Source organism: Pseudomonas sp. NFXW11 (assembly GCF_049887815.1).
In the GTDB taxonomy this organism is placed as follows: Bacteria; Pseudomonadota; Gammaproteobacteria; order Pseudomonadales; family Pseudomonadaceae; genus Aquipseudomonas.
The window spans coordinates 1-13806 of record NZ_JAGEKI010000002.1 but is presented as its reverse complement, the minus strand read 5'-3'; the positions used below and the strand labels follow the sequence as shown (position 1 = coordinate 13806).

11 protein-coding genes are annotated in these 13806 nt (G+C 65.8%); 4 read left to right on the top strand and 7 right to left on the bottom strand.

All coding sequences use genetic code 11. The annotated features are described in order from the left end of the window. Window position 1: 1 nt before the first annotated feature. The 7 genes from J4P02_RS03250 to tagH all read right to left on the bottom strand — a co-directional run bounded on the left by J4P02_RS03250 (window position 2) and on the right by tagH (window position 9655). Entirely contained in the window at window positions 2-736 is a 735-nt protein-coding gene (locus tag J4P02_RS03250) for a PP2C family protein-serine/threonine phosphatase (protein WP_426187752.1), read from the bottom strand. Next, entirely contained in the window at window positions 737-1390 is a 654-nt protein-coding gene (gene tagF, locus J4P02_RS03245) for a type VI secretion system-associated protein TagF (RefSeq protein ID WP_426187750.1), read from the bottom strand. Then, on the bottom strand, window positions 1387-4890 hold the full coding sequence (gene tssM / locus J4P02_RS03240) for a type VI secretion system membrane subunit TssM (protein WP_426187748.1): 3504 nt from the start codon (window positions 4888-4890) through the stop codon (window positions 1387-1389). Before tssM ends, tagF begins: the two co-directional genes overlap by 4 nt. After that, on the bottom strand, window positions 4887-6212 hold the full coding sequence (locus J4P02_RS03235; protein WP_426187746.1) for a DotU family type VI secretion system protein: 1326 nt from the start codon (window positions 6210-6212) through the stop codon (window positions 4887-4889). Before J4P02_RS03235 ends, tssM begins: the two co-directional genes overlap by 4 nt. 6 nt (window positions 6213-6218) lie before the next feature. Beyond that, window positions 6219-7553: a type VI secretion system baseplate subunit TssK gene (gene tssK / locus J4P02_RS03230; RefSeq protein WP_426187744.1), complete on the bottom strand. Its 1335-nt coding sequence runs from the start codon at window positions 7551-7553 to the stop codon at window positions 6219-6221. A gap of 15 nt (window positions 7554-7568) precedes the next feature. Then, a complete protein-coding gene (tssJ, locus tag J4P02_RS03225; protein WP_426187742.1) occupies window positions 7569-8075 on the bottom strand; it encodes a type VI secretion system lipoprotein TssJ in 507 nt (168 codons plus the stop codon). A 62-nt stretch (window positions 8076-8137) separates the two neighbouring features. Further along, on the bottom strand, window positions 8138-9655 hold the full coding sequence (gene tagH, locus J4P02_RS03220) for a type VI secretion system-associated FHA domain protein TagH (RefSeq protein ID WP_426187740.1): 1518 nt from the start codon (window positions 9653-9655) through the stop codon (window positions 8138-8140). A gap of 392 nt (window positions 9656-10047) precedes the next feature. Between tagH and tssA the strand changes: the two genes are divergently transcribed. The 4 genes from tssA to J4P02_RS03200 all read left to right on the top strand — a co-directional run bounded on the left by tssA (window position 10048) and on the right by J4P02_RS03200 (window position 13759). Further along, window positions 10048-11073 (top strand): type VI secretion system protein TssA, encoded by a 1026-nt coding sequence (gene tssA, locus J4P02_RS03215; RefSeq protein WP_426187738.1) that lies wholly within the window; start codon window positions 10048-10050, stop codon window positions 11071-11073. Window positions 11074-11154: 81 nt separating this feature from the next. After that, window positions 11155-11670: a type VI secretion system contractile sheath small subunit gene (tssB, locus tag J4P02_RS03210; RefSeq protein WP_426187736.1), complete on the top strand. Its 516-nt coding sequence runs from the start codon at window positions 11155-11157 to the stop codon at window positions 11668-11670. 16 nt (window positions 11671-11686) lie between these two features. Next, window positions 11687-13180 (top strand): type VI secretion system contractile sheath large subunit, encoded by a 1494-nt coding sequence (gene tssC / locus J4P02_RS03205; protein WP_426187734.1) that lies wholly within the window; start codon window positions 11687-11689, stop codon window positions 13178-13180. A gap of 90 nt (window positions 13181-13270) precedes the next feature. After that, window positions 13271-13759 carry an Hcp family type VI secretion system effector gene (locus J4P02_RS03200; RefSeq protein ID WP_011064257.1) on the top strand — a complete coding sequence of 163 codons (489 nt, stop codon included), beginning with the start codon at window positions 13271-13273 and terminating at the stop codon, window positions 13757-13759. The last annotated feature ends 47 nt before the right edge of the window (window positions 13760-13806 follow it).

The window sequence follows — 13806 nt, the reverse complement described above, 5'->3', positions numbered from 1 at the left end:
GTCAGTGTCCTGCGGCCTTGATCACGATAGCGGTGATATTGTCCGGCGCGCCCCGGGTCAGGCCCAGGTGGATCAGGCTGCGCACCACATCGTTGGGCTCGCTGTGGCTCAACACGTCACGCAACTCGTAGTCCTCGGCGGTCTTGTTCAAACCGTCACTGCACAACAGGAAGGTGTCGCCGGCCTGAATCTCGAGATCGACCTGGGACAGCTGCAACTGCGCCTCGACGCCAATCGCCCGGGTAACGATATTGGCCCGCGGATGCACCCGCGCCTCGGCCTCGCTGAGCAGGCCGCTGTCCTGCAAATCCTGGACGTAGCTGTGATCCCGGGAAATGCTTTCCAGCTGTTCGTCGCGCAGCCGGTACAGGCGGCTGTCACCGGCCCACAGGCACACGCCCTGAGTGCCGCGCACCGCCAGCAGCACCACGGTGCTGCCCATCATGGTCACCCCACGGTTGGCGGTTTCCTCGCGGACCGCGGCATTCACCGCCGCCAGGCCGTGGCGCAGCGCGGCCACGTAATGCTCCAGGCTCGTGGAGGCTGCAACCGCCCGCAGGCTGTCGACGATCAGGTTGCTGACATAGTCCCCGGCGGCGTGCCCGCCCATGCCGTCGGCCACCAGCCAGAGGCCGTTCTCCGGGGCTTCGAGCCAGGCGTCTTCATTGATTTTGCGTACCATGCCGACATGGCTGTAGCTGGCGGACTGGTAGCACAGTTGTGGCGCTGAATCCATTTAGACGGCACCCTCTGGCCCGAGCAAAAATTGCGCAAATTCACTGGCTGGCGGCAGGCCCTGGCAGCGCAACAGCATTGGGCTGATGTACTGCGAACCGCGCCCCCACCAGGCACTCGATCCCTCGCAGGCCTGAGTGGCGAGTACCGCCCCCCGGACCTGTGGATCGCTGACATAAAAGCGTTGCAAGCCCGCGTAATGACTGCTTTCGACCCGGTTTGCCGGGCTGGGCGCGCCCAGGGCCAGCAAGCCCTGTTCCAGGGCCTCGAAGCTGGCGCCCTCTTCCAGGGTCGCCAGCAGCAGCTCTTCCACCTGTTCGAACCACTGCTCCGGGCCGCTGAGCAGCGACGCCAGGTCGGCCTCGGGCTCCAGCAGGGCCGCCACGGTCAGGGGGAAATAGCGCCCAACCCGATCGATGCTCGGCATCACCACCCCCACTGCCGCCTGGGGTCCGCACACCCCGGGCGCCAGGGCGAAGCGCCACAGCGGGCTGATCAGGTAGGCATTCAGCCACTGCTCGCCCAGGGCGTTCTGGCTGGCCAGCAGACCCGCCGCCAGCCAGCTGTCCCAGGGGCCGATAAAACTCTGCGGCAGGCCACGGCTGATAAAGTCGCCGCGGCTGGCCAGCTTGCCGTACAGGCCGGGCGCAGTCATAACCGCTCCGGCAGGCTGAAGCCGCTGAGCACCCGGCTCTTGAACGGGTTGAAGGCACTGTTGGCCCGCAGCTCGTAAGAGATGCTGGCGCCGTCCACCCGCAGCCGCAGGTTGAAGCGTTCCGGCGAATTGGTGGCGGTCAGGTCCGATTGCTCCAGCAGGCGGAACCAGGCCCAAGGGCCGTCCAGGGTGATCCCGGAACGCCCAGTGGCCGACGGCGGCATGACCGACAGGCGCACCACGCCGATGCTCCCCGGGTTCGGCCACTGCATGGCCACCGGCCGGCTCGGACCGTGGTCGTAGCTCAGTTGCTGGCCGTCCAGGTCGAGCAGGAACTGGCTGATGCTGGCGTCCATGGCCACCGGCTTGAGCTCGAAGCGCACCGCCGGCTGGGTGCCGCCGGAACGGAAAAAGGCATCGCGGATGTTCGACGCACGCTGGAAGGTCTGCAGCACCCCAGGTGAAATGCCCAGTTTCTGCGCCGCGCCCGGCTGCCAGCTCCAGGTCGGCGTCGAGGTGTTGACGTAAGGCTGCAGGTACTTGCGGAAGTAGTTGTCCATCACCCCGCCGGTGCCGAAGAACTGGCCGAAGTCATCCAGGGTGGCGTCCCGGGAGCTGCCCGGCGACATCGGATAACGCCCGCTCAGGGACTGGCGATAGACGTTCACCACCTCGCTGACCCAGGCCGCGTTCAGTTGATTGCGCACCCCGCCCATCATGGTGTTGGTGGTGGAGCCCACCACCGACTTGACCAGCCCCTGGACCACCGCCGGCTGGCGCTCGGCGGTCAGGCTGACCCGCGCCGCGGCAGCGCTGGCCTGGTTCTTGGCCTCGCCCAGCAGCGCATCGCCGCTGGCGCCGACCATGGCACTGACCTGCACATACAGGGCGTTCATGTCCGCCAGCAGGCCGTCGATGGCCGCCGGCTCGCCCTCGCCCTTGCTCACCAGGCTGTTGAGCTCGGCGAAATGCGCGCTCACCGGATCTTCCGCCAGCACCGTGGTGCCCGGGTTGGCCGCCTGCTCCTGGCCCAACAGGGACCCCAGGCGCTGCTTGAGCTGATCGACACCGCCCTCGGCCTTCTGGCCCTGGGCTGCCAACAGGCGTTCTTCCTGCTGCAGGTCGGTTTCCTTGGCCACCGCCACCAGCAGTTTCTTCAGCGGCGAAGTGGGCCCGGAAAGAATCCGCAGCACATCGGCGGCCTGGGCCACGCTGGTGATGGGCACGAAGTCGATGTCCGCCAGCAGCGCGTCCCACTGGCGCAGGTAGTCCTGGAAGTACAGGCGACGCACATCGGCTGCCAGGCTGGCGACATTCTGCTGCTCGGCCTGGTCGCGCCCCAGCACCCACTGCTCTTCCGCCAGGGTGCCAGCCTGGTTGAGGCTGGCCAGGAGGAAGCCCTCGCGATAGCCCTTGACCGTGAACAGCCCGCTCAGGGGTTCGCTCAAGGGCTTGCCGCTCTTGCGGGTGAACACCAGCGCCGCATCGCGGCCACCGGCTTCGCTGAGGCGGAAGTCCGGTACTCCGGCCGGCAGCTTGGCGCGCTTGACCCGGTCATACACCCGCTGGGCCACCGGCAGCTGTTGCAGCTGGCGCCGCAGGTCATCGATCAGGCGCTGGTCCAGCCGCGCATTGGGCGGATGCTTCTCGAACAGCGACTGCAAGTGCCCCACCAGGGCCTGGCGCTGCTCGGCCGGCAGGTCCCGGGCCAGGGTGCGCTCCCAGTCCAGGGTGATCCAGGCCTTGATGAAATCCGCATCGTAGTGCTCAGCGTCCGCCAGCATCAGGTAGGCCTTGAGCCCCTCGTAGAGGAAGTCCGAGTTGCCGCCGCTGTGCAGCTGCTCCTCGATGCGGGTCATCAGCCGCGGGGCGAACACCGCCACCAGCAGCTTGCGATAGACGCTGGCGGATTCGGCTTCCAGCATGTCGCCCTGATACAGGCCCAGGCCTTCGGCCCAGCCCGGGGCATCGCCGGCCAGGTTGCGGGTGGCATTGAGCAGCGGCAGCACCGCCAGCACGTCGCGCTGGGCCGGGCTGAGGTTCTGCACGTCCTGGCGCACCGGCGCCACGCGCTGGTCGACCTGGGCGATATAGGCCTGGTTGGCCCGGTAGCTGACAATCCACAAGGTACCGACCACCAGCACCAGGGCCACCGTGGCCGCCAGGGCGCCACGGGCGATCCATTTGCGCCGCCGCTCGACCTTGGGGTTGACCCCCACCAGCCCGCGCTCGGCAAAGGCCACGGCGCTGAACAGCTTCTCGATAAAGTAGCTGCGGCCGGTGCCGGTCTGTCGCGCCAGGTGCTGGCGGTCCAGGTTCATGCTCTGGGCCATGGCACCGATCAGGCGGTCGATGGGGCTGCCTTCCTGGGTGCCACTGGTGAAATACACCCCGCGCAGCAGCGCCCGTTCTTCAAAGGCATTGGGCTTGAACACGCCGTCGAGGAAGCTCTGCAACGACTCCTTGAGCGCCGCGAACTGCTGCGGGAAGCCGTAGATCAAGTCGCGCCGCGCCGGGTCGCGTTCCTGCTGCAGGCGCTCCACCAGACGCTCGTTGAGCCGCTGCTCCAGGGCCGCCAGCTCTTCCGGCAGGTGGGCCAGCGGGCTGTCGCTGCTCTTGCCGTCGTCCAGGGCGAAGGTCATGCCCCACACCTGGGCCCGCTCTTCCTTGCTCAGGGAGTCGAAGAACTCCATGAAGCCCGGCACCAGGTCCAGCTTGGTGAGCATCAGGTAGATGGGGAAACGCACCCCCAACTGGGTGTACAACTCCTGGATGCGCAAGCGGATCGCCGCCGCATGGGCCGCGCGTTCCGCTTCGCTGCCCAGCAACAGGTCGGACAGGCTGATAGCCACGAAGGCGCCATCGATGGGCCGGCGCGAACGCTGGGTTTTCAGCAGGTCGAGGAAACCCAGCCAGGCCGCCTTGTCCACCCGTGCATGGCTGTCCTGGGTGGTGTAGCGCCCGGCGGTGTCCAGCAGCACGGCCTGGTCGGTGAACCACCAGTCGCAGTTGCGGGTGCCGCCAACGCCGCGCACGGCCCCGGCGCCCAACTGCGCCGCCAGGGGGAAATGCAGGCCGGAATTGACCAGTGCGGTGGTCTTGCCGGAGCCCGGCGGACCAATGATCACGTACCAGGGCAGCTCGTACAGGTTGCGTCGCTCGTCACCGCCAAGCTTGGCCTTCTTCAGCAGCACCAGGGCTTCGTCCATGCGCTGGCGCAGGGCCGCCAGTTCTTCGGCGGTGGCCAGGCTGTCCGGGTCTGGCGGGGTGTCCGCGGCCAGGCTCTGCAACACCTTGGCCGCATGCCGGCGGGCCTGGATGATGCGCCACACTCGGTAGCCGATCCACAGCGCGAAGATGACAATGATCAGCGCCCAGCGCCGCCCTTCCGGTACCAGGAACTCCAGCAGCGGGCCAATGAACCAGATGATCAGGCTCAGGGCGATCAGCCCCAGCAGCGGGATCACCCAGCGAGTCACAAAACCGAAAAACGCCTTCACTCGACCCCCTCCGCCAATACGCTGATTTCTACCCGACGATTACGCGCCCGCCCTTCGGCAGTGGCATTGGTGGCCAGCGGCTCGGTGTCGCTGCGGCCTTCGGCGCTGAAGCGCTCCGGCTGGCCGGTCTTGGCCGCGAGAATCTGCAGCACCGACTCGGCGCGGGCCTGGGACAGCTTCCAGTTGGACGGGAAGCGCAAGGTGGCGATCGGCCGGTTGTCGCTGTGGCCGGTGATCCGCACCTGGCCCTTGACCTTGCGCACGGCGTCGGCGATGCGCAGCATCAGCGGCTGGTAGTCGTCGAGGATGCTGGCGCTGGCCGAGGCGAACAGCTCGTCGCCACGGATAGTCACCACCGAACGGTCGACGGCGTCTTCCACCGCCACCCGCCCGGCCTTGATGTCGTCGGCGAGGAAGCCCGCCAGGCGCGGACGCTCGACGATCTTCGGCTGGATCACCGGGCGATCCAGGGTCTGCACCGGGATCTCGCCCAGGGCATGGATATTCTTGAACACCGGCTCGGCGTCCGCCGCCAGCTTCAACCGCAGGCCGAACAGCAGCGCCAGCAGCAGCGCCACGCCGATGGCAATGCCGACCCAGGGCGGCATGAACTGCGCCAAGCGATCCCGGGCCACGGTGACCCCGCGCCAGCGCGGCGAGAGCTCGCGCTCATGCTCACCCCGGGCGCTGCGGATGGCTGCCGCGGTGCGCTCGCGCAGGGCTTCGAGCTGGCTGCGGCCGTCGATCATCACCCGGTAGCGGCCTTCAAAACCCAGGCACATGCACAGGTACAGAAGCTCCAGCAGGTACAGGCGTTCACGGGGGCTCTGCAGGCAGTGCTCCAGCAGTTGGAAGACCTTCTCGCCGCCCCAGGCCTCGTTGTGCACGGTGATCAGCAGGCTCTGCTTGCCCCAGTCGCTGGTGCTGCCCCAGGGGGTGCTGAGCACCGCTTCGTCCAGGGCGGTGCACAGCGCATAGCGCGCCAGCAGTACATCGTTGCGTGGCACCCCGGCCGCTTCCGCGCGCTCTTCGAACTGACGCAGGTAGGCCAACAGTTGCGCCCGCAGGCTGGCCGGCGCCGGATGCGCCAGGGTGCTGCGCAGCCGGGTGAGCAAGGCCAGCAAGGGCCCGGCGGCGCTTTCCAGGGGGTTCAGGCCCCGGGCCTGGCCGGCCGGCAGCGGCGCCGCGGGCATCGCCAGCGACGGTGCCGGCGCAGCAGCCGGGCGCCCGGGCTCGGGAGCGCGGCCGCCGGGGCGCGGCATAAACTGGGTACGGTCGTTGGCCGGGGACGGCTGCCCTGCCGAATCGTCGAAAGGATGCATCGCGACTTATCCTCGAATGGCCCAGAAGGCCAGGTTCAAGCCCGGGAATTCACCCGCGACGTGGAAGGCGAAGCCACCGGAATGGGCCAGCTGCTTCCAGTGTTCGCTGCCGCGGTCGAGCTCGTAGTAGGTGGAGCCGGCGTGATACGGCAGCTGGCGTGGCGCCACCGGCAACGGCAGCAGGCCGATGCCCGGCAGTTGCAGGTTGACCAGGTCGCGGATGTGTTCCACCGAACCCACCTTGCTCTGCTGCGAGAAGCGCCCGCGCAGGGTCTCGCCCGGTACATCGGCGCGCACCACCAGGATGAAGCTGGCGTTTTCCAGCAGGGTGCGGTCGGCCAGCATGGCCACGTGCACGCCATAGGCTTTCTCGACGATGGGAATCGGCGTGGCCTTGCTGTCGATCAGCATCGATAGCGCCTCGCGCAGGGCCTGCATCACCGGGGCGAAGCTCAGGGCCAGTTCGTCGTGCTGGTACTGCGGGAACTCCGCCGGGCGCCGGGCGCTGGTGGAGAAAGTGGAGAACTCCCCGGCCAGGCTCACCAGCTCGCTGTACAGGCGCTCGGGGTGCAGCGGGCTGAGCTGGTTCAGGTGGCCGACCAGGGGCTGGGCGCGGTTCACCAGTTGCAGCAGCATGAAGTCGGCGATTTCCGAGGCACCACCGGCACCGGATGCCACCACCCGCCCGCCCAGGGCCTCGCCACGCTGGTGCAGCAGGCCCAGCAGCTCACTGCGAAAAGCGCTCAGCGGCTTGGAGGCGGCCACGTCCAGCAGCGGTGGGATGTAGCTGTCATCCAGCACCAGGGCGCGGTCGGCACGCTTTTCCTTGATCCGCACCACGCCGATGGCGGCGTAGTCGCTGATGCCGTCGGCGGCGGTGAGCAGGCGCAGGGCCCGGGAACCCACGGCCACCGGCGCCCGGTTCTCGAACGGCGCATTGTCGTCACGCACTTCGCGCACCTGGCTCAGGTAACGAGCGCCGCCCAGCGCCTCGCCTTCGTCCACGGTGTCGCGAGCACCGGCGCGCTTGAGCGGCAGCGCCAGGTACACCAGGCCATCGCGCAGGTTGTCGTCAATATTCAGCGGGCTCGGCGCCACGTCGTCATGGGGAATATTGAACGGCGTGCCGTCGGGCAGCAGGCCACGGGCGCTGACGATGGCCAGCTTGCCCTGGGCCAGCAAGCCCTGATCGATACGCAGCTCGGAGAAACCCCAGGCCCCCGCCGACAGCGGCCGGCTGCGGGCGTCGATAAGGTTTTCCAGGTAACGGTCATGCTGCTGGAAGTGCTGGGTTCCAATGAACATGCCTTCCGACCAGACCACGCGATTGTTCCAGGACATGGTTGCTCCGATTGCCTATTGGGCAGGGCTGGATGGGGGGGCCACGAGCTCGGCGCTGATCGCGCGCACGTCGAGGACGATCTGATACGAGTTGTTCAGGCGCTGTGCGGTGTCGACCCCGACCTTCCACAGGGCCTGATCCACTTCCCGATAGCCCACCAGCAAGCCGACCTGGCGGGTGGCCGGGTCCAGGGTGCGCTTGAGGGTGAACTGGTCGCCGGGCTTGACCAGCACTTCGTCCTGGTCGATCAGGTCCGGGCCCAGGGTGGCCGGGGCGCGCTCCGCCAGGGCGAAGTAGTCGGCACGCATGAAGCTCGCCGGGTTCTTCAGTTCGAAGATCCGTACCCGCACCGGGCTGCTCTGGCCATCAGGGCCAGGGTTGAGCCCGCGCACGGCCTGGAAGTGCAGCTCCACCGTGGTGGCAGCCGGTGCTTCCTTGGCCGCCTCGGCCGGCGTTGGGGTGTCCTTGGCACAAGCCGCCAGTACCAGCACGGCGACCAATGTCAGCAATCGTTGAATCATCCTGCGTCCTCAATGACGTATCAGCTGTCCGTGTATCCGTGTGTTCAGGTGTCTCAGTGCACTCAGGAACGGCGCAGCCGATGGGTGTGCTCTTCGTAGGCCCGGCTGAATTCGCGACCGAACAGGTCCTGGAAATCGTCCTGGGCTTCCTGGGAAATCTGCCGGTAGAGGGCGGTGAACTGCTGCCAGTTCTGCGCCTGGCGCGAACCGCCGAACAAGCCGCCCAGGCCACCGGGCCGGGCCATGCGCGCTTCCAGCTCGCTGGGCTCGAAACGCCCCAGCAGGTGCTTGATGGCCGCTTCCACCCCGGCCATCACCGCCAGTTGGTGGGCCCGCAGGTCGTCGAAGCTTTCTTGCACCGCCTGGTCCGGGGCCATGAACGCCTGGTTGCTGTGGCGCAACAGCAGGAGCATGGCCTCGTCGACATTGGGGGCGAATTTCAGCGGGTTGTTCTCCACCGGGCGAATCATCGTCTGCTGCATGCGGAACTCGCCCTTGAGGCTGCTGCGGGCACGCAACACATCGATCAGGCCCTCGACCATCAGACGATAGCTGCGGCCCAGGCTTTCCATCTGCGCCTGGGCCTGCTGTGGGTCGATGCGCAACTGCGCAAGGCCGGCCCCACGCAGAAAGGCCTGCAGCAGATCCACCGAGGGCGCGGCTTCGGCTGCCGGCACCTCGGCAACCGGTGTCGCGGCGACGGCGGCAACCGGTGTGACCGGAGCGACAGGAGCAACGGGAGCAACGGGAGCAACGGGATCGACCGTGACCGGCGGTTGCGGTTGCGGTTGCGGTTGCGGTTGCGGTGTTTCTGCAATAAAGGGGAACGCGTCGGCAAGCGGCAGCGGCGCCACGACCGGGGCGCTGTCGACGGGCGGCGCGGCAAAGACCGGCGCCGGGCTGGCCGGGGTGTCGGCGAACAGGTCCCAGTCTGCTGGAATCAGCCCCGCGCCCTGGGCCGCTGGCGGCGGTGTTGGCGTTGGCGCTACGGGCTGGGGCACGGCAGTCGGGGTTGGCGGACGGAAATCGTGCTGTTCAGCCGGCACGTGGTCCGGCTGGGTGGCCGGAGGCGTCGCGCTCGGGGTGAGGAAATCGAACAGATCGGGAAAGGTGTCCTGGGCCGACGCCCCCTGGAAATGCGCCACCGGCGCCATGGCAATCGGCTCGATGGGCGCCGGTGCCGCCTGGCGCCCCATCAAGGCTTCGAAACTGTTGGAACTGTCCCCGGAAAAGGCCTCGATCTGCCCGCGATTCAGACTGAAATCGATTCGCGCACTGATTTCATAATCGCCAATGCGAATAACCTCGCCATCTTCCAGTGGCTCGCTGCTACCCCGACGCATGCGAATACCGGCACGGACTAACTCCACACCATTAGTACTGTTATCGGTCAAATAATAACGGCCATCCTTGTATTGGATGACGCAATGTCGCGCGGAAACTAAGCGCTCGGGATCAGGAAGTACCCAGTCATTATCGGAATTGCGGCCAATTGCCATCATTCCCTGATCCATTAGTTTCTCAGGGCATTGGCCAGGGGTGATCTTGTGATAACTAGTGATAGTCAAACACAGCGACATTGCGCCTCCTTGCTGTACTTCCGCGTGCGAACCGGCGTCGGGGAAAAAGTTCCGTAAAAATTGAAAAACCCGAAAAAAATCCTTTAAACAGCACCGTTCACAGCATGATCGCTCAACTTAATCCATACAGATGACAAAAACCCTTTCGTTCCGCCGCAATCTGACTTGTCGGTCAAGGAACTAATAAGGCGACATAACACTGTCACGCGGGACGAATAGCTTACCTTGACAAGGCACAACTACTACACCAAAAATGCACAACTTCTTGAACACGGATGATGGCTCACTAATATCAATGAGTCCATGTTTACCAAGAAATGTGCGCGAGTTCACAAACAACTAGTGCATTAACTGCCTGACTGTCCTGCAGGCCGATAGGGAGATCGAATCAGGTGGATGTATCGATGTTGCTCGCCGCTATTTCAGCAACTTCGCCCTGTGGCGAAGACCTGGAATATGACGCGGATTTCTTGCACTTGGAGCGGGCCGCACAGGGCCAGCCCGAGCGCAGCATGGGCGACTCGATCCTCCCGGCCGAGCCGCCGGAATGGCGCAGCATCCAGCAGCAGAGCCTGGACTTGCTGGGCCGCAGCAAAGACCTGCGCATCACCCACTACCTGCTGCAGAGCACCCTGGCCCTCGAAGGCCTGCCGGGCCTGGCCACCAGCCTCGAACTGATCGACGGCCTGCTCCGTGACTACTGGGCAGAGCTGCACCCGCGCCTGGACGCCGACGACGACAACGATCCCACGGTGCGTATCAACGCCCTGGCCGGCCTGGCCGCGGACAGCACCATCGGCCTGCTGCGCGAAGCCATCCTCACCCGCTCCCGGACCTTTGGCCCGGTGAGCGTGCGCGCGGCCCTGAACGCCGCCGGCCTGCAGCATTTTTCCGGCGAGAGCCTGGGCTCCGACCACTTGGCCGGCGCCCTGCAGGACAGCGACGCCGAGCACCTGGAAGCCATACGCAGTGCCCTGAGCCGCGCCCGCGCGGCGGCCGAGAGCATCGAGAAACAGGTCAGCGAACAAGTGGGTTCCGCCAGCGGCGTCGATCTTGGCGCCCTCAAGCAACCCCTGCGCCTGGCGCTGCAGGTACTGGGCCAGCACGCCCCGCAAGCCGAAGGCAGCGCAAGCCCGGCCGAGGAAGCCGCCGAAGCACCCGCACAGCAAGCCTCGAGCGCCTCAACGGCGCCGGCCCAGCCGCGGGTTTCCGGCGAGATCAACAGCCGCGACGACGTGCTGCGCAGCCTCGACCGGCTGCTGGCCTACTACAGCCGCCACGAGCCTTCGAGCCCGCTGCCGGTATTGCTCAACCGGGCCAAGAACCTGGTCAACGCCGACTTCGCGGCCATAGTGCGCAACCTGATCCCAGACGGCATGTCCCAATTTGAAAACCTGCGCGGCCCCGAATCCGACTAATCGCGGAACGACCGAACAGCATCGTCAACGGCAATCACCGACCGACGCCAACACCGTCGCAGCAGCGACCAGGAGCACAACGTGGCGAAGCAAAGTTCTCAGAAATTCATCGCGCGCAACCGCGCGCCCCGGGTGCAGATCGAATACGACGTCGAACTCTACGGCGCCGAGAAAAAGGTCCAGCTGCCCTTCGTCATGGGCGTGATGGCCGACCTGGCCGGCAAGCCTGCCGAACCCCTGGCGCCGGTGGCCGACCGCAAGTTCCTGGAAGTCGATGTCGACAACTTCGACTCGCGCCTCAAGGCCATGCAGCCGCGGGTAGCCTTCCACGTGCCCAACGAGCTGACCGGCGAAGGCAACCTGAGCCTGGACATCACCTTCGAGAGCATGGACGACTTCAGCCCCGCCGCCGTGGCGCGCAAGGTCGACTCGCTGAACCAGTTGCTGGAGGCCCGCACCCAGCTGGCCAACCTGCTGACCTACATGGACGGCAAGACCGGCGCTGAAGAAATCATCATGAAAGCCATCAAGGACCCGGCGTTGCTCCAGGCTCTGGCAAGTGCGCCAAAACCTGTGGACTCCGAGCCGAACGCGTAAATCAGGACCAACGACCATGAGCGAATTGATGCGTGACAACCAGGCGCAACCCGGCGCCACCGAGCAAGCCAGCGAGTTCGCCTCGCTGCTGCTGCAGGAATTCAAACCCAAGACCGAGCGCGCTCGCGAAGCGGTGGAAACCGCGGTCCGCACCCTGGCCGAGCAAGCCCTGGCGCAGACCGACCTGGTGTCCAACGACGCCATCAAGTCGATCGAGTCGATCATCGCCGCCATCGACGCCAAGCTCACTGCCCAGGTCAACCAGGTGATCCATCACCCGGAATTCCAGCAGCTGGAAAGCGCCTGGCGCGGCCTGCACTACCTGGTGAACAACACCGAGACCGACGAACAGCTGAAGATTCGCGTGCTCAACATTTCCAAGCCGGAGCTGCACAAGACCCTGAAGAAATTCAAGGGCACGGCCTGGGACCAGAGCCCGATGTTCAAGAAGATGTACGAAGAAGAATACGGCCAGTTCGGCGGCGAGCCTTACGGCTGCCTGGTGGGCGACTACTACTTCGACCAGTCGCCACCGGACGTGGAACTGTTGGGCGAGCTGTCCAAGGTCTGCGCGGCGATGCACGCACCGTTCATCTCGGCGGCCTCGCCGACCGTGATGGGCATGGGCTCGTGGCAGGAGTTGTCGAACCCCCGCGACCTGACCAAGATCTTCACCACCCCGGAATACGCCGGCTGGCGCTCCCTGCGTGAATCGGAAGACTCGCGCTACATCGGCCTGACCATGCCGCGCTTCCTCGCGCGCCTGCCGTACGGCGCCAAGACCGACCCGGTGGAAGCCTTCGCCTTCGAAGAGAACACCGACGGCGCCGACAGCTCCAAGTACACCTGGGCCAACGCCGCCTACGCCATGGCGGTGAACATCAACCGCTCGTTCAAGCATTTCGGCTGGTGCTCGCGGATTCGCGGCGTGGAGTCCGGCGGCGAGGTGGAAAACCTCCCGGCCCACACCTTCCCCACCGACGACGGTGGCGTGGACATGAAGTGCCCGACCGAAATCGCCATCTCCGACCGCCGTGAAGCGGAACTGGCGAAGAACGGCTTCATGCCGCTGCTGCACAAGAAGAACACCGACTTCGCTGCCTTCATCGGCGCCCAGTCGCTGCAGAAGCCGGCCGAGTACGACGACCCGGACGCCACCGCCAACGCCAACCTGGCGGCGCGCCTGCCGTACCTGTTCGCCACCTGCCGCTTCGCGCACTACCTCAAGTGCATCGTGCGCGACAAGATCGGCTCCTTCAAAGAGAAGGACGAGATGCAGCGCTGGTTGCAGGACTGGATCCTCAACTACGTCGACGGCGACCCGGCGCACTCCACCGAAACCACCAAGGCCCAGCACCCGCTGGCGGCGGCGGAAGTGGTAGTGGAGGAAGTCGAAGGCAACCCCGGCTACTACAACTCAAAGTTCTTCCTGCGCCCGCACTACCAGCTCGAAGGGCTGACCGTGTCGCTGCGCCTGGTATCCAAGCTGCCGTCCGCCAAGGGCGTCTAACCCATGTAGGAGCCGCAGCCTTCGTCGGCCAGCCGGCTCCTGCAGGTTCATATACGAAACATCGTGGCAAGTGCCACACAGGGAGAAAACATGGCTGTTGATATTTTCATCAAGATCGGTGACATCAAGGGCGAGTCCATGGACAAAGCCCACAAGGACGAAATCGACGTGCTGAACTGGAGCTGGGGCATGTCCCAGTCCGGCAACATGCACGTCGGCGGTGGCGGCGGCGCGGGCAAGGTGAACATCCAGGACCTGTCGCTGACCAAGTACGTCGACAAGGCGTCGCCGAACCTGATGATGCATTGCTCCAGCGGCAAGCACATCGACAAGGTGCGCCTGACCGTGCGCAAGGCCGGCGGCGAAAGCCAGGTCGAGTACATGATCATCGACCTGGAAGAAGTGCTGATCACCTCGCTGAGCACCGGCGGTTCGGGCAGCGATGACCGCCTGACCGAAAACATCACCCTGAACTTCGCCCAGGTGATGGTCGAGTACCAGCCGCAGAAAGCCGACGGCACCAAGGACGGCGGCCCGATCAAGTACGGCTGGAATATCCGTTCCAACACCAAGCGCTGATCCGCTGCGGTCGCGGTCGCGGCCCCGGGCCGCCGGCGCCCCGCCCC